This is a genomic window from Variovorax monticola, assembly GCF_051216855.1.
GTDB lineage: Bacteria > Pseudomonadota > Gammaproteobacteria > Burkholderiales > Burkholderiaceae_C > Variovorax.
In genome coordinates this window covers 640,862-661,221 of sequence record NZ_JBPJZP010000005.1, presented here as the reverse complement: position 1 = coordinate 661,221, position 20,360 = coordinate 640,862, and the positions used below count along the sequence as shown (strand labels likewise).

Below are 20,360 nucleotides of genomic sequence, written 5' to 3'. Positions count from 1 at the left end.
CTTCGATTATGCACCGACTTTTCAATCAGCGTCAACTTCAAAGAAGCTTTTTTCCACCCAACCAACTCGCAATCAGCTCCGAAGAACCCACCGCTTCAACCACCTTGCAGTGACTGTTAGTCGAGCCCTCGATTATGCACAGTTTTCAGCACTTCCAGCAACTGAGCGAAGACTTTTTCATCAAGCAGTCACTTACCCGACGGGCGCACACATTAAAAAAGCCGCCCAAGGGCGGCTTTGCATCCTGCAACTCGCTGCTTAGTAATAGCGCGAGTTGTTCATGCGACGCATCGCTTCGTACAGCGTAGGCATGCGTGCTTCCTGCGAACGCACGTTCATACGGGCAACGGCATCGATCTTGGCGGCTTCGGCCGCCGGCACGGTGCCTTGCGATTGCTGACGCCACATGGCGGCCTGCAGTTCCTGCATCACGCGCGGATCGTTCTTGGCCGTTTCCAGGAAACGAGCATCAGCGCGAGCAGCAGCACGGCGCTGAGCCGCGGCGCGCCAGGCACCAGCAACGCTGCTTTGGCGGACCGAGCCGGCAAACAGAGCGAACAAGCCGATGGCCGCAAGGCAGAACACCGCCCACACGGCGAGCACGCTGCCTTCGTTCCAGTTCGACACGAGCGAGTCGGTCACGACCAGTACCGCCGCGGCGATGGCTACGATCAGCAAGGCGATGAGGGGGCGGGCGCCGTTGCCGCCGGCGCGGGCCGCCTGGATCTGGCCGAACAGGACTTCGGCGCGACGCACGCCGGGATGGACAGTAGGTTGGTCAACGTGGACGAAGCTGGTCATGATGCATCCCTCCTAAGGGACAGTGAAAATCAGTGGTGGCGAACAAAGCCGATGCAGTGATATTAGGGCTTACCCTAGTACGTTTCCACTTTATCTTTCTGATGTTTATCATTCACAGGACTGATGGACGTCAACTTTCGTACGCTCGACCTCAACCTGCTCCGCGTCTTCGACGAGGTGATGGCGGAGCGCAACCTCACGCGCGCCGCGCGCAACCTGTCGATCACCCAGCCTGCCGTGAGCAATGCGTTGCGGCGTCTGCGCGACGTGCTGGGAGACGAGCTCGTGCGACGCTCAGGCGCCGGCGTGGAGCCCACGCCGCGCGCGCTGGCCCTGTGGCCGACCGTACGGGACGCCCTGCGCCAGCTGCAGCACACGCTGGCGCCCGGCGAGTTCGATGCCGCCACCGCCGACACCACCTTCCTGCTGGCCATGGCCGACGCCACCGCGGCCGAACTCATTCCGGGGCTGGTGCAGATCGCTGAAAAGGAAGCGCCCGCCATCTCCATGCGCGTGCTGCCGCTGACCACGCGCGACCCGCGCCGCATGCTGGAGCAGGAAGAGGTCGACATGGCCGTCGGCTATTTCCCCGCGGTGATCGCCAGCCTCGCGGCGCGCGGGCAGTCGGGCGTGGGCGTGGCGTTCGAGACCCAGCGGCTTTACCTGGGTCAATATGTGTGCGTGATGCGGCGGGACCACCCGCTGGCAAAGTCGCCCCTCACGCTCGACGACTACTGCGCGGCGCGGCACCTGCTGGTGAGTTTTTCGGGGAGACCGTACGGCTTCATCGACCAGACGCTGGGCGCCCTGGGGCGCGAGCGGCGCATCGTGGTGACGGTGAACCAGTTCTTCACGGCGGGCCGGGTGGTCGCCAATTCAGACCTGCTGACCGTGCTGCCGCGTCACTTCGTGACCGTGACCGGCATCGACGACCAACTGGTGCTGCGCGACCTGCCCTTCGACCAGCCGCCGGTGCATGTGGATGCCATCTGGCACCGGCGCGCCCAGCACGGGCATGCGCACGAATGGCTGCGCACGGCGCTATTGCGCTCGGCAGCCTCGGCTTTCGCCGGATCGGTCCTCGGGCAGAAGGTGCCCGACTGACCGTGGCACGGATCAGCGAACGACGCTGAGCCAGGCGCTGGCGGCAGCGCGCAGTTCCTGCGCGTCGTGGGCGCCGCGGCCGGCACGCATGTCGGCGCTTTCCATCAAGGCCGACGCATGGCTTGCGGGGGCATTGACGGTGGAGGAACGAAAGAAACGTGCCACTTGGGCGATGAGGCTGAACATGGTGTTGCGCGGCTTGTGGCCGTGCTCTGAGTGGTTGATGTACCAAGATTAAGGGTTATCCCTAACAAAACAAGCGCGACCTTATGCGCTTCATGCATGGGGCAATTCACCTAGACTGCCCCGACGATGAAGCTGCAACTGCTCTCCGACCTGCACCTGGAGTCCCACCCCCGCTTCCATGCCGAGCCCGTGCCGGGTGCCGACATGCTGATCCTGGCGGGCGACATCGGCTCGTACCAGGAAGGCTCCCGCCTGACCGACACAGACTTCGGCCTGGGCCGTTTTTCCCCGCGCAACGGCTGGCCCACGCCGGTGATCTACGTGCCTGGCAACCACGAGTACGACAACGTCGACTTCGACGAAACCCACGACAAGCTGCGCGCGCTCTGCGAAGAGCTCGGCATTCTCTGGCTGGAACGCGAAACCCGTGTGATCGACGGCATCCGCTTCATCGGCACCACGCTCTGGGCCGACTTCGACGCGCTCGCCGTGCCCACCGACAGCCTCGCCGAGGCGCTGAAGAAGCGCGGCAAGGCCATGCGCGCGGCCGACTTCTACCTGGAAAAAGCAGCCACCATGCGTCACGGCGAGCTCTTCCTTTCCGCGCAGCTGCGGGAGCAGGCATTGGCCTGCCAGGCCTGGCTCGCGCAGGCGCTGGCCGAGCCGTTCGACGGCGCCACGGTGGCCATCACGCACTTCGCGCCCAGCCTCGACAGCGGCGACCCGCGCTACGGCCTGACGCCCGGCACCGCCGGTTTCTGCAACGGGCTCGACGACCTGCTGCCCCATGCGAAGCTGTGGCTGCACGGGCATCTGCACTGCCCGTCCGACTACGTAAAGAACGGCTGCCGCGTGGTCGCCAACCCGCTGGGCTATGCGCGCAACGGCGAACAGGAAGGCTTCCAGCCCCGGTTGCTGATCGAGGTGCGCTGAGCGCACGCCGCCGCGGCATCGGTAACACCGTAACGGCCTGCAACGTGCGCGCCGTGCCCGCTGTGTAGACTGGCTCGAGCCCATCTCACCGATGGAGGAGAGCGCCATGACGCAGCAACAACAACGACGACGCACCCTTCTGAAACAGGCGGTGGGTGCCGCCGCAACCCTCGGTCTGCCGGGCGCCTGGTCCCTTGCTTTCGCCCAGCGCCCCGACGCTGCCGGCAAGGCCATGGGCCAGTTGTCGATGGCCGAACTGTCGCGCCGTCTCGCCACAGGGGCGCTCAGCAGCAGCCAGTTGGTCGAAGAGGCGCTGGCCGCCATCCAGAATCCTGCGGGCGAAGGCGCGCGCAGCTTCATTCGCGTGCACACCGATTCGGCCCGCGCCACGGCGGCGCGGCTCGACGCCGAACGCAAGGCCGGGCGTGCTGCCGCTTCGCCCATCTCCGGCATCCCGATCTCGCTGAAAGACCTGTTCGACGAAGCCGGCGTCACCACGCTGGGCGGGTCGACCGTGCTGGCCGGCCAGCCGCCGGCCGTGCGCGACGCCCTCGTGGTCGAACGTCTGCGGCGCGCCGGCGCGATCGTCATCGGGCGCACCAACACGGTCGAGTTCGCCTACACCGGCCTGGGCATCAACCCGCACTACGGCACGCCGAAGAACGTCTACGACCGCGCCACCGGCCGCATTCCCGGCGGATCCACCTCGGGCGGCGCCATCTCGGTGGCCGACGGCATGGCGGCCGGCGCTATCGGCACCGACACGGGCGGGTCGCTGCGCATTCCCGCGGCGCTCAACGGGCTGGTGGGCTTCAAGCCGACGCAGCGGCGCATTCCGCTGGACGGCGTGCTGCCGCTGTCGACCTCCTTCGATTCGGCCGGGCCGATGGGCTGGACGGTGGAAGACTGCGCCCTGCTCGACGCGGTGCTGGCCGCCGAGCTGTCGCGCCCGCTGCGCGTGCTGCCGCTGCGGGGCCTGCGCTTCGCAGTGCCCAAGACCTTCTTCCAGGACGAGCTGTCGCCGCCGGTGGCCGCGGCTTTCGCGTCGGCACTCGCCAAGCTCTCCGTGGCAGGCGCCACCGTCACCGAGTTGCCGATGACCGAGTTCGCCAAGACCCCGGCCATCAACCCGCGCGGCATGATCACCGCCGCCGAGGCCTTTGCCTGGCACCGCGACTTCATCAAGACCGGCGCCGCCAAGTACGACCCGCGCGTGCTGGCCCGCATCCAGACCGGCGAGACCATCGCCGCATCCGACTACCTGCAGTTGCAGGCGCTGCGCCGCCAGTTCGTCCGTTCGATCAACACCGCCGCCGCCGGCTACGACGCGATGCTGATGCCCACCACGCCCGACATCGCACCGCCGATCGCCGAGGTGCTGAAGGACGACGACACCTATTACCGCGTCAACGCCCGGATGTTGCGCAACCCGTCGGTGGTGAACCTGTTCGACGGCTGCGCGCTCTCGGTGCCCTGCCACGACGCGGGCACCGCGCCCGTCGGCCTGATGGTGGCCGGCATCGGCAACACCGACCACCGGCTGCTGGCCGTGGGGGCGGCGGTGGAAGCCGTGGTGACGCCCCGCAGGGCGCTTCTGAGCAACTGACGCCGGTCCGGCGTTTCAGCGCGCCGCGATGCCGTCGAAGCAGGTTGCGAGCACCAGGTCGACGATCTGCGCATCGGTCTGCAGGCCGCCCGCCTTCAGGAAGCCGAGCACCGGATCGCAGGCGCGCGCATACAAGGTGTACAGCACGGCAATCGCTGGCAGCTTAGGGTCGAGCGCGCCGTCCGCCTGCGCCGCCTGGATCCAGCCGCCGAGCTTGTCGCTGAGCGTCACCAGCCGGTCGAGGTAGCCGCGGTTGTTCATCAGCGCGGCGCGCAGCGTCGAGTTCTGGTGCGGCAGCGAGGGCATCTCGCCGGCCAGCTGCACCTCCATCGACCAGCGCACCACGGCGCGCAGCTTGGCGACGGGGGTGTCCTCGGCCGGCACGGCGGCCGCGAAGTCGAGCGTGCGCTGCATGATGCGCACCATTGCAGCGGCGGCCAGGTCTTCCTTGCTGGGAAAGTGCTTGTAGAGGCTGGCCTTGGCAATGCCGACCGTGGCGGCCACCTCGTCGACCGTCATCGACTCGAACCCCTTTTCGGCGAGCAGGCGGTTGGCGGTCTGGACGATGGCCTCCTCGCGGGCCTGCAGCATCTGTTCCTTGAACGAGGTCTTGGCGGGGGCGGTGGCACTCATGCGCGAAATTCTAGTCTCGAGCGTCGCCAATCAGACGGACTGGATGCCGAAATACCAACCGGTCTTTTACAGACTGACCAGTTCCGGCGTGGCGTTCAGCTGCTGCGGCCCTTGGACACCAGCCGAATGCCCGGCATCAGCTCAGCCGCCAGTTCGGGCCGTTCCAGCGCGTAGTCGAGGTTCATGCGCGCAATTTCGACGTGCTCCTCGCCCAGCGCCTGCGCCCGCGAGCCCTGCCCGCGCTCGATGGCCTGCACCATCGCGTGGTGCGTGCGGTGCGCCTGGCGCATCCATTGCTGGCCTTCTTCCATCGACGACTGCATCGGCAGCATCGCGCTGGGCGCGGCGAAGGGCTGGCCGCCCAGCATGTCCATCACGCGCTTCAAGGCCAGGTTGCCGCAGCCTTCGAGAATCAGCTTGTGGAAGCGGTCGTTCATTTCGACGTACGCCGCGTAGTCGTCGATTTCCATGCTCGGCTTGTTCACGGCGCGGTCGCCGTCGTCCAGGCACTCCCTCAGGTCGCGCAGCAGCTGGCGCGATGCACCGTCCTCGGCCAGCAGGCGTGCCGCGAAGCCCTCGATCACGCCGCGCACGCGAATGGCGTCGGCCACCTCCTGCGAGGTGAAGCGGCGCATCTGGTAGCCGCCGCTGGGCGACTGCTCGATCAGGCCTTCGTGCTCGAGGCTGGCCAGCGCCAGGCGCACGGGGGTGCGCGAGGCCTCGAGCTTCTCGGCGAGCGGGATCTCGGCCAGCCGCTCTCCGGGCACGAAGGCGCCCTTCAGGATCAGGTCGCGCAGTTGCACGAGCACGCGGGATTGTTGGGAGTCCATCGGCGAATTCTAGGAGACGCTGCCGCTATTGCACGCAGCAGATTTACCCTGGCGCGGTTGTTGCATGCATTGTTAACGAACAAGTGTCAAAAACAAACGGTAGTCTGCGTATTTACCCTGATTCTCGGCGGCCAATGCCCCGATTCACGGCAAAAAGAGCACTGCGAGTTTGACCGGAGCCGAGGATCACCAAGACAATGCATACAGTTGCATGCAATGGCGATTCAAGCCTCTTTTGACAGCACCCACGATGGAGCCCGCACGATGATCAGCGCAGAGCAGAACGAATTCATCACCCGCGTCGGACCCGGCGCGCCCGCAGGCCAGCTGCTGCGCCGCTACTGGCAGCCGGTGGCCCTGGCCGACGAACTGGCGGGCCCACGCCCGGTCAAGCCGGTGAAGCTCATGGGGCAGGATTTCGTCCTGTTCCGCGACGAGAGCGGCCAGCTCGGCATGCTCGACCGCGACTGCCCGCACCGCGGCGCCGACCTCGCCTTCGGCCGGCTGGAAAACGGCGGCATCCGCTGCGCCTTCCACGGCTGGCTGTTCGACGCCAAGGGCAACTGCCTCGAAACCCCGGCCGAGCCCGCCACCAGCAAGCTGTGCAGCCGCATCAAGCAGTCGGCCTATCCGGTGGTCGAGAAGGCCGGCGTGGTCTTCGCGTACATCGGCGAGGGCGAGCCCCCCGCCTTCCCCGATTTCGACTGCTTCGTCGCGCCCGACAGCCACACCTTCGCGTTCAAGGGCCTGTTCGAATGCAACTGGCTGCAGGCGCTCGAAGTGGGCATCGACCCCGCGCACGCCTCGTACCTGCACCGCTTCTTCGAGGACGAAGACACCTCCGAGAGCTACGGCAAGCAGTTTCGCGGCGCCTCCGCCGACTCCGACATGCCCATCACCAAGGTGTTGCGCGAGTACGACCGCCCCGACATCAGCGTGGAGCCCACCGACTACGGCTTTCGCCTGAAGGCATTGCGCAAGCTGAGCGAAGACACCACCCACGTGCGCGTGACCAACGTGGTGTTCCCGCAGGCCTTCGTGATCCCGATGAGCGCGGAGATGACCATCTCGCAATGGCACGTGCCGGTGGACGACACGCACTGCTACTGGTACGCCGTGTTCACCAGCTTCACCGGCCCGGTCGACAAGCAGCAGATGCGCGACCAGCGCCTGAAGCTGTACGAGCTGCCCGACTACACCTCGCGCAAGAACAAGCGCAACAACTACGGCTTCAGCATCGAAGAGCAGCTGACCGAAACCTACACCGGCATGGGCGACGACATCAACGTGCACGACCAGTGGGCTGTCGAGTCACAGGGCGCCATCCAGGACCGCACGCGCGAGCACCTGGGCAGCACCGACAAGGGCATCGTGGCCTACCGCCGCATGCTGGTGAAGGCCATCGAGGCCACAGCGGCCGGCGAGACCGCGCCGATGCTCATCGACGCGGTGCAAGCCCGCACGATGACCGGGCCGCCGTCCATCGACGGCATCGGGCGCAACGTGGCCGACGAGGCCGCCACCGAGGCCTACTGGCAGGACGCCGACCGCGCGCGCCGCCTGAAGTCCGACTGGGCCGCAGCACGGCTCGCCGGCTGAGCGCACGCCATGAGCAACAGCAACACATTCGTCGACCGCTTCGGCCTCTGGTCCGACGACCAGCACGCGCAGGCCCGAGAACTGGTGCGCCGCATCGACAACGCCGAGGTCGACCTCGTGCGCTTCGCCTGGCCCGACCAGCACGGCATTTTGCGCGGCAAGACGCTGGTGGCCACCGAGGCCCGCTCGGCCCTGTGGGAGGGCGTGAACCTCACCTCCACCCTGCTGGCCAAGGACACCTCGCACAAGACCGTGTTCCCGGTGTTCAGCGCCAACGGCGGCTTCGCCATCGAGGGCCTGCAGGGCGGCGCCGACTTCACCGTCGTGGCCGACCCCGCCACCTTCAAGGTGCTGCCGTGGTCGCCGCGCACCGGCTGGGTGCTGTGCGACGCCTACATGGCCGACGGCAAGCCCTGCCCCTTCGCGACGCGCCAGATCCTGCAGCGCGCGGTGCGCCAGCTCGACGACCTCGGGCTGGACTTCATCGCCGGCCTCGAAGTGGAGTTCCACGTCTTCAAGCTGGAAGACGCGCGCATGAACCTGGCCGACTCGGGCCAGCCCGGCGAGCCGCCGCGCGTGTCGCTGCTGTCGCACGGCCATCAATACCTGACCGAGCTGCGCTACGACCGCGTCGACGCGCTCATGGAGCTGCTGCGCTCGCAGCTCATCGCGCTCGGCCTGCCGCTGCGCTCGCTGGAAATCGAGTTCGGCCCGAGCCAGTTCGAGCTGACCTTCGGCCCCACCGCGGGCGTGACGCCGGCCGACACGATGGTGCTGCTGCGCAGCGCCATCAAGCAGATCTGCCAGCGCGCCGGGCTGCACGCCACCTTCATGTGCCGCCCGAAGATCCCGAACGTGATGTCCAGCGGCTGGCACCTGCACCAGTCGCTGCGGCGCAAGAGCGACGGCGTGAACGCGTTCATGCCCGAGGCCGAAGGCCAGACGCTCAGCGAGATCGGCATGCACTACCTGGGCGGGCTGAAGGCGCACGCCTGCGGCGCCGCGGCGCTCGCCAGCCCGACCATCAACGGCTACCGGCGCTACCGCCCCTTCTCGCTCGCGCCCGACCGCGCGATCTGGGCCAAGGACAACCGCGGCGCCATGCTGCGCGTGCTCGGCGGCGTGGGGCAGAACGCCTCGCGCATCGAGAACCGCGTGGGCGAGCCGACGGCCAACCCGTACCTGTACCTGGCGTCGCAGCTGTTCTCGGGCCTGGACGGCATGAAGAACCGCACCGACCCCGGCCCTTCGGCCGACGCGCCCTACGAAACGCCCGCGGAGCAACTCCCGCGCTCGTTGAGCGACGCGCTCGCCTGTTTGCGCAAGGACGAAATGCTCAACGCGCAGATGGGCAAGACCTTCGTCGACTACCTGTGCCACATCAAGGAAGCGGAAATCGCCCGCTTCCACCTCGAAGTCAGCGAGTGGGAACACCGCGAGTACTTCGACATCTTCTAGACCTTCCGATGCCCACGATCCACTACATCCTCAAGGACGGCACCACGCGCGACGTGGACGCCAAGCTCGGCGCCAGCGTGATGGAAACCGCCATCCGCGGCAACGTGCGCGGCATCGACGCCGAGTGCGGCGGCTGCTGCTCCTGCGCCACCTGCCACGTCTACGTGGAGGACGCCTTCCTCGACCTGCTGCCGCCGCCCGACGACATGGAAAGCGCGCTGCTCGACGCGGTCGCCTCCGAACGCAGGCCGGGCTCGCGCCTGAGCTGCCAGCTCACCGTCACGGCCGCCTTCGATGGCCTCACGGTGCGCGTGCCCGCCACGCAGATCTGAAGCGGAGCTCGGGCATCATCGCCCGCTTCGCGCATCCGGTTACATGACAGCGGCGCCCGAGCGGGCGCATCCACTCCAACTGAAAGGCGTTTTCCAAATGACGATGACCAAGAGAACCATCCTCTCGACCCTTCTGCTGGCCGGTTTCGGCCTGCTGGGCGCCACGGCGCACGCCGCCGACGAGCCGCTGCGCATCGGCCTCATCGCCACCTACTCCGGCCCCTATGCCGACTACGGCCGCCAATTCGACGCCGGCGTCGCGCTCTACCTGAAGGAGCACGGCGGCAAGGTGGGCGGGCGCACCGTGGAGGTCATCAAGAAAGACACCGCCGGCCCCGCGCCCGACGCCGCCAAGCGCATCGCTCAGGAGCTCGTCGTGCGCGACAAGGTGAGCATCCTCACCGGCCTGGACTTCAGCCCCAACGCCTACGCCGTGGCCGCCGTCGCCACGCAGGCGAAGATCCCGACCATCGTGATGAACGCCGCTTCGTCGGCCATCACCACCAGCTCGCCCTACGTGGCGCGCCTGTCGTTCACCGTGCAGCAGGTCACCGACCCGATGGCGCGCTACATGCTCAAGGAAGGCGTGAAAGACGCGTACACCGTGGTGGCCGACTACGCCTCGGGCGTCGACGCCGAGACCGCCTTCAAGAAGACCTTCACCGCCGGCGGCGGCAAGGTGTCGGGCGAGGTGCGCACGCCCATGAACAACCCCGACTTCTCGGCCTACGTGCAGCGCATCAAGGACGCCAAGCCCCAGGCCGTGTTCTTCTTCTTTCCCTCGGGCGTGATGCCGCCGGCCTTCCTGAAGGTGTGGAAGGAACGCGGCATGGAGCAGGCCGGCATCAAGCTGTACGCCACGGGCGAAGCCACCGACGACAGCTACCTCGACGCCACCGGCGACGTGGCGCTGGGCCTGGTCACCAGCCACCACTACTCGTTCGCGCACCCTTCGCCCAAGAACCAGAAGTTCGTGAAAGATTTCGCCGCCGACAACGGCGCCAAGCTGCGCCCCAGCTACTTCGCCGTGACCGCCTACGACGCCATGGCCGCCATCGACCTGGCACTGGCCAAGACCAAGGGCGACACCGGCGGCGACAAGTTCATGGAGGCGCTCAAGGGCCTGAGCTTCGAGAGCCCGCGCGGCCCCATCGAGATCGACCCCGCCACGCGCGACATCGTGCAGACCGTGTACATCCGCAAGACCGAGCGCGTGAACGGCCAGCTGGTGAACGTGGAGTTCGACAAGTTCGACCGCGTGAAGGACCCGGCCAAGGAAGCCGCCGCCAAGTAAGGCGCAACGCAAGACGCCAGCCACTACGCATCCAGCAGCAAGCAGCAAATTCATGGGCATCGTGATCTTCGACGGAGTCGCCTACGGCATGCTCCTGTTCCTCATCGGCGTGGGCCTGTCCATCACGATGGGGCTCATGAATTTCGTCAACCTCGCGCACGGCAGTTTCGCGATGGTGGGCGGCTACGCCGCAAGCGTGCTGATGAACCACTTCGGCGTGGGCTTCGGCCTGTCGCTCGCTGCAGCCTTCGTGGCTGCGGCCCTGGTGGGCGCGGTGCTGGAGCTGGTGTTCTACCGGCGCCTGTACCGTGCGCACCCCCTGGACCAGGTGCTGCTGTCGATCGGCGTGGTGTTCGTGTCGATTGCCGCGTTCACCTACTTCTTCGGCCCGACGATGCAGCCCTTCACGCTGCCGGCGGCGCTCAGCGGACAGGTGTCGCTGTTCGGCCTCGAAGTGGGCCGCTACCGCCTGTTCCTGATCGTCTGCGGCGTGGTGGTGCTGGCCGCGCTGCTGCTGGGCCTGGGCAAGACGCGCTACGGCGCGATGGTGCGCGCGGCCGTGGACAACCAGCGCGTGGCGGGCGGCACGGGCATTCATGTGCAGCGCCTGTTCTTCCTGACCTTCTCGCTGGGCTGCGGCCTGGCGGGGCTGGGCGGTGCACTGAGCCTGGGCATGCTGGGGCTGGAGCCTTCGTTCCCGCTCAAGTACCTCGTCTACTTTCTGATGGTGGTGTGCGTGGGCGGTGCGGGCACCGTCACCGGGCCGTTCATCGCGGCGCTGCTGGTCGGCATCGTCGACGTGGCGGGCAAGTACTACTGGCCCGAAGCGGGGGCCTTTCTCATCTACGTGGTCATGATCGTCATGCTGCTGGTGCGGCCCAACGGCATCGTGGCGAAGAAGGGAATCGCGTGAAAGCCCTGAGCATTTCCCCCGCGCAGCTGCGCATCGCCGAGGTCGCCTTCTGGCTCGCGCTCGCGTCGAGCTTCTTCCTGCTGCCCGACAAGCTCACGCTGATGAGCCAGGTCATGATCTTCGGCCTGTTCGCCGTGTCGCTCGACATGGCGCTGGGCTACGCGGGCATCCTCACCGTCGGCCACGCGGCGTTCTTCGGTGCGGGTGCGTACGCCGCCGGCCTGCTCGCCAAGTACGGCTGGAGCGAGCCCTTCACCGGCCTCGTGTTCGCGCTGGTCGTCAGCGGCCTGCTGGGCTATGCGCTGAGCTACCTCGTGGTGCGCGGCGCCGACCTCACGCGGCTCATGATCACCATCGGCGTGTGCGTGCTGCTGTACGAGGTGGTCAACCGGCTCTCGGGCATCACCGGCGGCACCGACGGGCTGCAGGGCGTGGTCATTGCGCCGGTGCTCGGCTTCTTCGACTTCGACCTCTACGGCAAGACGGCCTTCTGCTATGCCTTCGGCGTGGTGCTCGCCATGTTCCTGCTCGTGCGGCTGGTGCTGCGCTCGCCCTTCGGCCTGGCGCTGCGCGGCATCCACGACAGCCGCAAGCGCATGCTGGCCATCGGCTCGCCGGTCGAAGCCCGGCTGCGCATGGCCTACGCCTTCTCGGCCGCCGTGGCCGGCGTGGCGGGCGCGCTGCTGGCGCAGACCACGCAGTTCGTCGGCATCGAGTCGATCGGCTTCAACCGCTCGGCCGAGGTGCTCATCATCCTCGTGCTCGGCGGCACCGGGCGCCTGTACGGCGGCATGATCGGCGCCATCGTCTACATGCTGGTGCACGACATGTTCGCCGACATGAACCCGCAGTACTGGATGTTCTGGCTCGGCATCTTCCTGATCGCGGCCGTCATGCTGGGGCGCGGCGGCCTCATGGGGGCGCTGTCGCGCTTCGTTCGCACGGGGAAGGCGCGATGAGCAGCTCGACCACCCACACCCTGCGCACGCACAACCTGGGCATCCGCTTCGGCGCTTTCCAGGCCGTGAGCGAGGTGAACCTCTCGCTCGAACCCGGCGCGCGGCAAGCGCTCATCGGCCCCAACGGCGCGGGCAAGACCACGCTCATCAACCTGCTCACCGGCGTGTTCAAGCCCACCAGCGGCTCGATCCACATGGGCGGGCGCGACATCACGCGCCTGCCCTGCGACAAGCGCGCCCGCATGGGCCTGGCGCGCACCTTCCAGATCAACACGCTGTTCCCCAGCCTCACGCCGCTGCTGTCGGTGGTGCTGGCGATCAGCGAGCGCGAAGGGCTGGGCGCCACTTGGTGGCGCCCGCTCACGGGGTGCACCGCGGTGTTCGACGAGGCGCACGCGCTGCTCGGCACGCTCAAGCTCGACAGCCTGGCCGATGTGCCCGTGTCCGAACTGCCCTACGGCAAGCAGCGCCTGCTCGAGATTGCGCTGGCGCTCGCGGCCAGGCCCCGCATCCTGCTGCTCGACGAACCGGCGGCCGGCGTGCCGCAAGACGAGAGCGGCGAACTGTTCGAAGCCATCGCGGCCCTGCCGGACGACATCAGCGTGCTGTTCATCGAGCACGACATGAAGCTCGTCTTCCGCTTCTCGCGCCGCATCTCGGTGCTGGTGGGCGGACGCATCCTCACCGAAGGCACGCCGGCCGAGATCGGCACCGACCCGCGTGTGCGCGAGGTCTACCTGGGAAGTTCTCATCACCATGCCTGAAGCACTCGCCCCCGCATCCACGACCGCACTTGCGTTCGAGCGCGTCACCGCCGGCTACGGCAACGCCGTGGTGCTCGACCGCCTCGACTTTTCATTGCAGCAGGGCGAAAGCCTCGCCATCCTCGGGCGCAACGGCGTGGGCAAGACCACGCTGCTCGAAACGCTGATGGGCAACACCCGCGTGATGCAGGGCGCCATTCGCTGGCAAGGCGCGGACATCACGCGCTGGCCTTCGCACCAGCGCGTGCGCGCGGGGCTGGGCTGGGTGCCGCAGGAGCGCGAGGTGTTCCCCTCGCTCACGGTGGAAGAAAACCTGACCGTCATCGCGCGCTTCGGCGCGTGGAACCTGAAGCGCGTGTACGACTTCTTCCCGCGCCTGCGCGAGCGGCGCGGCAACTACGGCAACCAGCTCTCGGGCGGCGAGCAGCAGATGCTGGCCATCGGCCGCGCGCTCATGACCAACCCCCGGCTGCTGCTGCTCGACGAGCCGATGGAAGGCCTGGCGCCGATCATCGTGGAGGAGCTGGCCGCGGCGATCCGGCGGCTGTGCGAGTCGGAGGGGCTGGCGTCGATCGTGGTGGAACAGCACCCGGTGCTGGCGCTGGAGATGACGCACCAGGCCATCGTGCTGGAGCGCGGCACCGTGGTGCATGCCGGGCCGAGCGCGGCGCTGGCGGCGGACAAGGGCCTGCTCGAAGGGCTGCTCGGCGTGGGCATTGCCGAGGACGTGGCGGGCTGACCTGACGGCTTGAAGCGTCCCGGTTTCAGGCCCCGGCCCGCTCGCGCCAGCGCCGGGCGCAAACGGTGAAGCGCCACGCGGCAAGGCACGCGAGCACGAAGGCCACGGCCCAGCAGATCCACAGGCACGCGAAGACGATGAACGTCACGCCGATGTCCGCCAGGTGCGTCCAGAACGACGGGGCGTCGCCGGGCAACCCCTGGAGCCAGGCGCCCGCGCACCACCACACGGCCGGCGGCACCGCGGCCACGCACAGGGCATAGCCGAGGCCGGCCTCCAACGGGCCGATGCGCCCCTGCGAAACGGGCCGCTGCCAAGCAAAAAAAGCGCCCAGGGCCAGCACCGCGCAGGTCACGAAGCCGAGCAGCAGCAGGCCGTTCAGCAGCAGGAAGTCGTTGTCCATGGGCGCTTGGCTCCGGCAATGCAGGTGGCTTGCACTGTAGCGGCGCCGTTCCCGCGCAACGCGCGGGAGCGCAGGCTCAGCTCAGCATCTGCCCGCGACTGCCGATCACCGCCACGTCCACGAACTGCCCGCCTTCGCGGTTGGTGCGGCCGTAGTTGATCTTCACGCCGCCCACGTCGAAGTTCTCGATGCTGGCCAGCCCCGACATCACCGACGCGCGCGTGAGCGAGCCGCCGGCGCGGCGCATGCCTTCGGCCAGCACGGCCGCGTTCAGGTAGCCCTCCAGGCTGGTGAGCGAGAACTCCTTCACGCCGCTGGCCAGCATGTCGGCCTGGTAGCGGCGCACGATCTCGAACTTGGTCGAGTACGGCGAAGGCACCACGATCACGAAGCCCAGCCCCTTGGCCAGGTCGCCCATGGCCGCGAGCGCGCTGGCCGTGATCGAAAGGCCGTAGGCCGAGCTGCTGTTGCCCGCCTCGCGCAGCGCCTTCAGGAACACCGGCGCGGTGCCGGCCAGGCCCACCACCACCACCTGCGGCTTGGCCTTGGCGATGGCGGCGGCCGCGGGCCCCACCTCCATGCTGGTGGTGTTGGGCGTGGTCGCGATGACCGCCGGCTCCAGCTTGGCCTTGGCCAGCGCGTTCTTGAAGGCCGCCAGCACCGACTGGCCCAGCGGGTCTTCCGAATGCACGAGGCCGATGCGGCTCTGGCCCAGCACGGCGGCCGTGCTCACGAGCTTGTCGACCTCCTGGTCATAGTTGGCGCGCACCCAGAAGGTGTTGGGCGAGGCCTTCTTGCGCAGCGAGATGGTGCCGGTGATGGGGCCGACCACGGCCATGCCGGGCACTGCGTCCATCACCTCGGCCGTCTGGCGCGTGCCCAGCGGGTGCAGCAGCGCGAGCACGGAGGCGTCTTTCTCGAAGGCCAGCGCGTTGGCCTTGGCCACGTCGGGCTTGAAGGTGTCGTCGGCCATCACCAGCTCGACCTTGGTGCCGTTGATGCCGCCGGCCTTGTTCAGCGCCGCGAAGAACGCGCTCGACCCCTGGAAGAGCCCCTGCCCGTTGGCCTTCTCCACGCTGCTGTTGTCGAAGGTGGTGCCCACGCGCACCGCGCGGTTCTGCGCGAATGCCGGCAGTCCCAGGCCCGCGGCGGCGCTCGCCGCGGTGGCGGCCAGACCGGTCAGCACACGGCGGCGGCTGTTGGAAAGCGGCGCCATCGGCTCGCGCGGCAGGGAATCGGTCATGGTCGAAGTCTCCGGAATGCGGTCACAAAAGTTCACATTTCTACTAGAAATGTAACGCAACTGCCCGTTCTGGAGATGACAACCGGCGCGCGCCGACCCGCCGTTACAACAGTTCCTCGCCCACGATGGGCAGCAGCAGCCAGTTCTTCAGGCGCAGCCAGAGAAACTCGCCGGGCTCGTCCTCGTGGACGATGTCGCCGCCGGCGTCGTCGTACTCCAGCCACTGCACGCGCCGCCCGTCGGGGCCCAGGCGCAGCCGGTAGCCGATGTTCACGCGCCCGGTGGTGCGCATGAGCTTGTCGTAGTCGCGCACGAGCTCGGGGCTGTCGATCACCAGGCCGACCTCGGTATTGACCGCTGCCGAGCGGTGGTCGAGGTTCATCGAGCCCACGAAGAAGCGCTCGTCGTCCACGATCGCGAGCTTGGCGTGCAGCCGGCTGGTGGTCTTGCCGAAGTCGCCGAACTGGCCCGAGCGGCCGCTGAGCACCGGCGCGATCTCGAAGATGTTGACGCCGATCTTCAGCATGTCGGCGCGGTAGCGCTCGTAGCCCGCATAGGCCAGCGGCTCGTCGGTGGCGCCCAGCGAATTGGTGACCACGGTGATGTGCGTGCCCTGCGCCACGCCGCGCTTCATCTGCGCCATGCCGCGTGGGCCGGGAATGAAATAGGGCGAGGCGATCTTCACGTCGCGCCGCGCGGAGTCGATCACGCCCAGCGCGCCCTCGGTCACGCTCCCCTGGAACGCGAGCTCGGGCTTGCGCGTGATCTTCTCTGGGTCGTCCACGAAGAAGGTGAACGGCGCCCAGTAGCGGTCGATCCTGCCCGTGAGCAGCTGTTCGCCCACGGGCGACTTGTTCAGGATGTCGCGCGGGCGCATGGCCACGTCGGGCACCGCGGTGCGCGCGATCTCGTCGAAGCGGCGCTGCGCGGCCTCGCGCGTGGTGCGCAGCGGCGCGATGTTCTCGATCGGGCGCACGTGCGGGCTGTTCCAGTAGCGGTCGAAGCCGGCCGACATCTCGCGCACGACCGGGCCGCTGGAGATCACGTCCATGTCGATGAAATTCGCCGCCGTGCTGCGCATGAAGTACTCGTTGGCGATGTTGCGCCCGCCGGTGACCGCGAAGCTGTTGTCCGCCAGCAGCATCTTGTTGTGCATGCGGTGGTTGATGCGCCCGAAGTCGGTCAGCGACATCAGCAGCCGCGTGGAGAGCGAACTCGCTCGCGACGGCAGCGGGTTGAACAGCCGAACCTCCACATTGGGGAACGCCGAGAGCGCGCTGAACAGCTCGTCCTCGCCGCCGGTGTAGAGATCGTCCACCAGCAGGCGCACGCGCACGCCGCGCGCGGCGGCCTCGCGCAGCTCCTTCAGGAACAGCAGGCCGACGTCGTCGTTCTGGATCAGGTAGTACTGCACGTCGAGCGACTTCTCGGCGTGCCGTGCCAGCGAGATGCGCGCATCGAACGCGAAGGCCGCCTCGGGCAGCAGGCGAAAGCCCGAGAGCAGCGCCGAGCCGCCGGGTGCGTCCTTGGCGGCGAGCTGGGCCAGCTCGGTCTGCGCGACATCGGTGAAGGCCAGCGTGGGCGGCGCTTCCGGCGGCGGTGGCGGCAGGCCCGCGCAACCTGCCAGCCACACGGCGGCAGACCCCAGCGCCAGGGCGGCGAATCGGCGAAAGGTGGTGGCGCGCATGGGCCGAACTGTAGCTCGCGGCGGCACGCCATGCGCGGCCTATGATCGCGCAGCAAAAAGGAAAAGAAGCGTGCTCAACGGCTTGTGGCTGGGTTTCTTCGCAATGGCGGCGCTGGCCGCGCTGGGCCGCTGGCTCGTCGGGGGCGACCCGACGGTGTTCGCGGCCATCGTCGAAAGCCTGTTCACCATGGCGCGGCTGGCGGTCGAGGTGATGGTGCTGCTGTTCGGCACGCTCACGCTGTGGCTGGGCTTCCTGCGCATCGCCGAGGCCGCGGGCCTGGTCGGCTGGCTCGCGCGGCTGCTGGGGCCGCTTTTCAGCCGCCTGATGCCGGGCGTGCCGGCGGGGCACCCGGCGCTCGGGCTCATCACCATGAATTTCGCGGCCAATGCGCTGGGGCTGGACAACGCCGCCACGCCCATCGGCCTGAAGGCGATGCGCGAGCTGCAGCGGCTCAACCCCGACCCGGTGACGGCCACCAACGCGCAGATCTTGTTCCTGGTGCTCAACGCCTCGTCACTGACGTTGCTGCCCGTCACCATCTTCATGTACCGCGCGCAGCAGGGCGCGAGCGACCCGACGATGGTGTTCCTGCCCATCTTGCTGGCCACCAGCGCCTCGACGCTGGTCGGGCTGCTGTCGGTGGCGGTGGTGCAGCGCCTGCGGCTGTGGGACCCGGTGGTGCTGGCCTACCTGGTGCCGGGCGCGCTGGTGCTGGGCGGGTTCATGGCGCTGCTGGGCACGCTGTCGGCCGCAGCCATCGCGTCGCTGTCGTCGCTGCTGGGCAACCTCGCGCTGTTCGGCGTGATCCTGGTGTTCCTGCTGGCCGGGGCCATCCGGCGCATCAAGGTCTACGAATGCTTCATCGAAGGCGCGAAGGAAGGCTTCGACATCGCGAAGAACCTGCTGCCGTACCTGGTGGCCATGCTGTGCGCTGTCGGCGTGCTGCGCGCCTCGGGTGCGCTCGACTTCGTGCTGGGCGGCCTGCGTTGGCTGGTGACGGCGGGCGGCTTCGACGCGCGCTTCGTCGACGCCATGCCCACCGCGCTGGTCAAGCCGTTCTCGGGCAGCGCGGCTCGCGCGATGCTGATCGAGACCATGAAGACCCAGGGCGTGGACAGCTTCCCCGCGCTGGTGGCGGCCACCATCCAGGGCAGCACGGAGACCACGTTCTATGTGCTGGCGGTGTATTTCGGGGCTGTGGGCATCCAGCGTGCGCGGCATTCCGTGGCTTGTGCGTTGCTGGCCGAGGTGGCGGGGGTCGTGGCAGCCATCGCCGTCTGCTACTGGTTCTTTGGATAGGACTCGTCACAGTCGAAGAGCCCACCCGAGCACCCTGTGCTGCACTGAGCCAAAATGCGCCTCTGCCCTTCAAGCACTTGCTGCCCCTTTCAGTGACCACTTCCCGACGGGCCCAGCCGCCCTCCTTTTCGCCCGACGAGTTTCGCGATGCGCTCGGCATGTTCGCCACCGGCGTGACCATCGTCACCGCGCGCGCGGCCGACGGCACGCTGGTCGGCCTCACGGCCAACTCCTTCAATTCGGTGTCGCTCGCCCCCCCGCTGGTGCTGTGGAGCCTGGCCCGCGCGGCCGGTTCCATGCCCGCGCTGAGCACCGGCTCGCACTACACCGTCAACATTTTGGCGGCCAACCAGAAGGCGCTGGCCGAGCGCTTCGCCACCAAGAACATCGACCGCTGGGCCGACGTGGCTTTCACCGAAGGCCTGGGCGGCGCGCCGGTGCTGGCGGGCTGCGCGGCCAGCTTCGAGTGCTTCAACCGCAGCCGCTACGACGAAGGCGACCACGTGATCTTCGTGGGCGAGGTGGAGCGCTGCAGCCACGATGCCGGCGCCTCGCCGCTGCTGTTCCACGGCGGGCGCTTCTACACGGAACACCCCTTGTAGTGAAACACCCTGCGCGCATGCCCGTGCTGCTGCTTCTTGCGCAGACCGTCATGGCGCAGGAGGCCCCGGGGCCGCTCAAGGCCGTGCCCGACCTGACGGTCGGCACACGGGGCAAGCCGCCCTGCCCGGTGGCCGCGACACAAGGCGTGTCGCCACTCAGCCCTCCAGCGCCGACTCGTGCCAGTGCCGCAGCAGCAGCCGCCCGATCGCGCTCACCGCCAGGAAGAACAGAAAGCCCAGCAGCGTCGCCGCGATGACCTCGGCGAACAGCAGCGCGGTGTACATGCGCCCCTGCGCGAACACGATCTGCACACCCAGCCCGCCTTCGGCATTGCCCGAGCCGATGATGAATTCGCCCACGATGGCGCCGATGACCGACAGCCCCGCGGAAATGCGCAGCCCCGCGAAGATGTGCGGCAGCGCGCCGGGCAGCCGCAGCTTCCAGAACGACACCAGCCCGCTCGCGCGGTGCAGCGCGAACAGCTCCGCCAGGTTGCGCGAGGTCGAGCGCAGGCCGAGCATGGTGTTGTTGACGATCGGGAACAGCGACATGATGAAGCTCACGATCACCACCGACAGCTCGTTGTAGCCGAACCAGAGCACGATCAGCGGCGCCACCGCCACCACCGGCACGGTCTGCAGCAGCACCGCGTACGGGTACAGGCTGCGCTCCAGCAGCCGCGACTGCGCCATCACGGCCGCGCCCGCGATGCCGAGCACGATGGCCAGGGCGTAGCCCAGCAGCGCCTCCTTCAGCGTCGAGAGCGTGGCGCCCACGAGCACGCCGGCGTTCTCCGCGGCGGCGGCGGCCACTTCCTGCGGCGACGGCAGCAGGTAGCCCTTGCCCTGGTAGACGGTGGCGCTCAGCAGCCACCAGAAGCCGATGCCCAGCAACGCCACCACCAGCACGGGGCCGGCGTTGCGCGCAAGGGCCACGGCCGAAGACGAGACAGATCGGGTCGTTGCCATGGCTC

The 20,360-nt window shown here is 68.0% G+C and carries 22 protein-coding genes; 14 read left to right on the top strand and 8 right to left on the bottom strand.

Translation table 11 applies throughout. The features are described 5' to 3' along the window. Window positions 1-262, top strand: a 262-nt coding sequence (locus ACSFA5_RS20970) for a hypothetical protein (protein WP_435445958.1), incomplete at its 5' end; no start/stop codon positions are given. Here the strand turns inward: ACSFA5_RS20970 and ACSFA5_RS20965 are convergent. Further along, on the bottom strand, window positions 259-801 hold the full coding sequence (locus ACSFA5_RS20965) for a hypothetical protein (protein WP_435445957.1): 543 nt from the start codon (window positions 799-801) through the stop codon (window positions 259-261). The genes ACSFA5_RS20970 and ACSFA5_RS20965 overlap by 4 nt on opposite strands. Before the next feature lie 123 nt (window positions 802-924). On the opposite strand from ACSFA5_RS20965, the gene ACSFA5_RS20960 reads away from it, so the two are divergent. Continuing rightward, window positions 925-1,905 carry a LysR family transcriptional regulator gene (locus tag ACSFA5_RS20960; protein WP_435445956.1) on the top strand — a complete coding sequence of 327 codons (981 nt, stop codon included), beginning with the start codon at window positions 925-927 and terminating at the stop codon, window positions 1,903-1,905. Window positions 1,906-1,917: 12 nt separating this feature from the next. On the opposite strand, the gene ACSFA5_RS20955 is transcribed toward ACSFA5_RS20960, so the two are convergent. Next, window positions 1,918-2,091, bottom strand: coding sequence for a hypothetical protein (locus tag ACSFA5_RS20955; RefSeq protein ID WP_435439980.1), 174 nt, complete (start codon window positions 2,089-2,091; stop codon window positions 1,918-1,920). A gap of 126 nt (window positions 2,092-2,217) precedes the next feature. On the opposite strand from ACSFA5_RS20955, the gene ACSFA5_RS20950 reads away from it, so the two are divergent. Together ACSFA5_RS20950 and ACSFA5_RS20945 are read left to right on the top strand one after the other, a co-directional pair. Next, window positions 2,218-3,024: a metallophosphoesterase gene (locus ACSFA5_RS20950; RefSeq protein ID WP_435445955.1), complete on the top strand. Its 807-nt coding sequence runs from the start codon at window positions 2,218-2,220 to the stop codon at window positions 3,022-3,024. 106 nt (window positions 3,025-3,130) lie between these two features. Continuing rightward, the gene (locus tag ACSFA5_RS20945; RefSeq protein ID WP_435445954.1) at window positions 3,131-4,630 is read left to right on the top strand and encodes an amidase; all 1,500 of its coding nucleotides are present in this window, start codon (window positions 3,131-3,133) and stop codon (window positions 4,628-4,630) included. Between the two features lie 15 nt (window positions 4,631-4,645). On the opposite strand, the gene ACSFA5_RS20940 is transcribed toward ACSFA5_RS20945, so the two are convergent. Together ACSFA5_RS20940 and ACSFA5_RS20935 are read right to left on the bottom strand one after the other, a co-directional pair. Beyond that, entirely contained in the window at window positions 4,646-5,263 is a 618-nt protein-coding gene (locus ACSFA5_RS20940) for a TetR/AcrR family transcriptional regulator (RefSeq protein WP_435445953.1), read from the bottom strand. Between the two features lie 95 nt (window positions 5,264-5,358). Further along, window positions 5,359-6,093: a GntR family transcriptional regulator gene (locus tag ACSFA5_RS20935; RefSeq protein ID WP_435445952.1), complete on the bottom strand. Its 735-nt coding sequence runs from the start codon at window positions 6,091-6,093 to the stop codon at window positions 5,359-5,361. 264 nt (window positions 6,094-6,357) lie between these two features. Between ACSFA5_RS20935 and ACSFA5_RS20930 the strand changes: the two genes are divergently transcribed. The 8 genes from ACSFA5_RS20930 to ACSFA5_RS20895 all read left to right on the top strand — a co-directional run bounded on the left by ACSFA5_RS20930 (window position 6,358) and on the right by ACSFA5_RS20895 (window position 14,151). Beyond that, window positions 6,358-7,692 (top strand): aromatic ring-hydroxylating dioxygenase subunit alpha, encoded by a 1,335-nt coding sequence (locus ACSFA5_RS20930; RefSeq protein ID WP_435445951.1) that lies wholly within the window; start codon window positions 6,358-6,360, stop codon window positions 7,690-7,692. Between the two features lie 9 nt (window positions 7,693-7,701). Next, window positions 7,702-9,150, top strand: coding sequence for a glutamine synthetase family protein (locus ACSFA5_RS20925; RefSeq protein WP_435445950.1), 1,449 nt, complete (start codon window positions 7,702-7,704; stop codon window positions 9,148-9,150). Window positions 9,151-9,158: 8 nt separating this feature from the next. Beyond that, window positions 9,159-9,482, top strand: coding sequence for a 2Fe-2S iron-sulfur cluster-binding protein (locus ACSFA5_RS20920; RefSeq protein WP_435445949.1), 324 nt, complete (start codon window positions 9,159-9,161; stop codon window positions 9,480-9,482). A 97-nt stretch (window positions 9,483-9,579) separates the two neighbouring features. Then, window positions 9,580-10,776 (top strand): ABC transporter substrate-binding protein, encoded by a 1,197-nt coding sequence (locus ACSFA5_RS20915; protein WP_435445948.1) that lies wholly within the window; start codon window positions 9,580-9,582, stop codon window positions 10,774-10,776. A gap of 52 nt (window positions 10,777-10,828) precedes the next feature. Then, complete coding sequence (locus ACSFA5_RS20910; RefSeq protein ID WP_435445947.1) at window positions 10,829-11,689, top strand: branched-chain amino acid ABC transporter permease; 861 nt, start codon at window positions 10,829-10,831, stop codon at window positions 11,687-11,689. After that, window positions 11,686-12,648, top strand: coding sequence for a branched-chain amino acid ABC transporter permease (locus ACSFA5_RS20905; RefSeq protein ID WP_435445946.1), 963 nt, complete (start codon window positions 11,686-11,688; stop codon window positions 12,646-12,648). Before ACSFA5_RS20910 ends, ACSFA5_RS20905 begins: the two co-directional genes overlap by 4 nt. After that, window positions 12,645-13,412, top strand: a complete 768-nt coding sequence (locus tag ACSFA5_RS20900) for an ABC transporter ATP-binding protein (RefSeq protein WP_435445945.1) — start codon at window positions 12,645-12,647, stop codon at window positions 13,410-13,412. The genes ACSFA5_RS20905 and ACSFA5_RS20900 overlap by 4 nt, the downstream gene beginning before the upstream one ends. Then, complete coding sequence (locus tag ACSFA5_RS20895; RefSeq protein ID WP_435445944.1) at window positions 13,405-14,151, top strand: ABC transporter ATP-binding protein; 747 nt, start codon at window positions 13,405-13,407, stop codon at window positions 14,149-14,151. Before ACSFA5_RS20900 ends, ACSFA5_RS20895 begins: the two co-directional genes overlap by 8 nt. Window positions 14,152-14,176: 25 nt before the next feature. On the opposite strand, the gene ACSFA5_RS20890 is transcribed toward ACSFA5_RS20895, so the two are convergent. The 3 genes from ACSFA5_RS20890 to ACSFA5_RS20880 all read right to left on the bottom strand — a co-directional run bounded on the left by ACSFA5_RS20890 (window position 14,177) and on the right by ACSFA5_RS20880 (window position 17,484). Continuing rightward, window positions 14,177-14,554: a hypothetical protein gene (locus ACSFA5_RS20890; RefSeq protein WP_435445943.1), complete on the bottom strand. Its 378-nt coding sequence runs from the start codon at window positions 14,552-14,554 to the stop codon at window positions 14,177-14,179. A gap of 76 nt (window positions 14,555-14,630) precedes the next feature. Further along, the gene (locus ACSFA5_RS20885; RefSeq protein WP_435445942.1) at window positions 14,631-15,797 is read right to left on the bottom strand and encodes an ABC transporter substrate-binding protein; all 1,167 of its coding nucleotides are present in this window, start codon (window positions 15,795-15,797) and stop codon (window positions 14,631-14,633) included. Between the two features lie 103 nt (window positions 15,798-15,900). After that, window positions 15,901-17,484 carry a phospholipase D family protein gene (locus ACSFA5_RS20880; protein ID WP_435445941.1) on the bottom strand — a complete coding sequence of 528 codons (1,584 nt, stop codon included), beginning with the start codon at window positions 17,482-17,484 and terminating at the stop codon, window positions 15,901-15,903. 70 nt (window positions 17,485-17,554) lie between these two features. On the opposite strand from ACSFA5_RS20880, the gene ACSFA5_RS20875 reads away from it, so the two are divergent. Further along, window positions 17,555-18,784 carry a nucleoside recognition domain-containing protein gene (locus tag ACSFA5_RS20875; RefSeq protein ID WP_435445940.1) on the top strand — a complete coding sequence of 410 codons (1,230 nt, stop codon included), beginning with the start codon at window positions 17,555-17,557 and terminating at the stop codon, window positions 18,782-18,784. Between the two features lie 92 nt (window positions 18,785-18,876). Next, the gene (locus ACSFA5_RS20870; protein ID WP_435445939.1) at window positions 18,877-19,386 is read left to right on the top strand and encodes a flavin reductase family protein; all 510 of its coding nucleotides are present in this window, start codon (window positions 18,877-18,879) and stop codon (window positions 19,384-19,386) included. 156 nt (window positions 19,387-19,542) lie between these two features. Here ACSFA5_RS20870 and ACSFA5_RS20865 read toward each other — a convergent pair whose 3' ends face one another. Further along, window positions 19,543-20,355, bottom strand: coding sequence for an ABC transporter permease (locus ACSFA5_RS20865; RefSeq protein ID WP_435445938.1), 813 nt, complete (start codon window positions 20,353-20,355; stop codon window positions 19,543-19,545). Window positions 20,356-20,360 lie beyond the last annotated feature (5 nt).

What these genes read in the sequence shown, in the direction of transcription:
- ACSFA5_RS20930 (WP_435445951.1), top strand. Translation starts at nt 6,358, where the DNA reads ATGATCAGCGCAGAGCAGAACGAATTCATCACCCGCGTCGGACCCGGC.
- ACSFA5_RS20965 (WP_435445957.1), bottom strand. Translation starts at nt 801, where the DNA reads ATGACCAGCTTCGTCCACGTTGACCAACCTACTGTCCATCCCGGCGTG.
- ACSFA5_RS20915 (WP_435445948.1), top strand. Translation starts at nt 9,580, where the DNA reads ATGACGATGACCAAGAGAACCATCCTCTCGACCCTTCTGCTGGCCGGT.
- ACSFA5_RS20945 (WP_435445954.1), top strand. Translation starts at nt 3,131, where the DNA reads ATGACGCAGCAACAACAACGACGACGCACCCTTCTGAAACAGGCGGTG.
- ACSFA5_RS20920 (WP_435445949.1), top strand. Translation starts at nt 9,159, where the DNA reads ATGCCCACGATCCACTACATCCTCAAGGACGGCACCACGCGCGACGTG.
- ACSFA5_RS20885 (WP_435445942.1), bottom strand. Translation starts at nt 15,797, where the DNA reads ATGACCGATTCCCTGCCGCGCGAGCCGATGGCGCCGCTTTCCAACAGC.
- ACSFA5_RS20900 (WP_435445945.1), top strand. Translation starts at nt 12,645, where the DNA reads ATGAGCAGCTCGACCACCCACACCCTGCGCACGCACAACCTGGGCATC.
- ACSFA5_RS20940 (WP_435445953.1), bottom strand. Translation starts at nt 5,263, where the DNA reads ATGAGTGCCACCGCCCCCGCCAAGACCTCGTTCAAGGAACAGATGCTG.
- ACSFA5_RS20950 (WP_435445955.1), top strand. Translation starts at nt 2,218, where the DNA reads ATGAAGCTGCAACTGCTCTCCGACCTGCACCTGGAGTCCCACCCCCGC.
- ACSFA5_RS20925 (WP_435445950.1), top strand. Translation starts at nt 7,702, where the DNA reads ATGAGCAACAGCAACACATTCGTCGACCGCTTCGGCCTCTGGTCCGAC.
- ACSFA5_RS20890 (WP_435445943.1), bottom strand. Translation starts at nt 14,554, where the DNA reads ATGGACAACGACTTCCTGCTGCTGAACGGCCTGCTGCTGCTCGGCTTC.
- ACSFA5_RS20955 (WP_435439980.1), bottom strand. Translation starts at nt 2,091, where the DNA reads ATGTTCAGCCTCATCGCCCAAGTGGCACGTTTCTTTCGTTCCTCCACC.
- ACSFA5_RS20865 (WP_435445938.1), bottom strand. Translation starts at nt 20,355, where the DNA reads ATGGCAACGACCCGATCTGTCTCGTCTTCGGCCGTGGCCCTTGCGCGC.
- ACSFA5_RS20960 (WP_435445956.1), top strand. Translation starts at nt 925, where the DNA reads ATGGACGTCAACTTTCGTACGCTCGACCTCAACCTGCTCCGCGTCTTC.
- ACSFA5_RS20895 (WP_435445944.1), top strand. Translation starts at nt 13,405, where the DNA reads ATGCCTGAAGCACTCGCCCCCGCATCCACGACCGCACTTGCGTTCGAG.
- ACSFA5_RS20935 (WP_435445952.1), bottom strand. Translation starts at nt 6,093, where the DNA reads ATGGACTCCCAACAATCCCGCGTGCTCGTGCAACTGCGCGACCTGATC.
- ACSFA5_RS20880 (WP_435445941.1), bottom strand. Translation starts at nt 17,484, where the DNA reads ATGCGCGCCACCACCTTTCGCCGATTCGCCGCCCTGGCGCTGGGGTCT.
- ACSFA5_RS20910 (WP_435445947.1), top strand. Translation starts at nt 10,829, where the DNA reads ATGGGCATCGTGATCTTCGACGGAGTCGCCTACGGCATGCTCCTGTTC.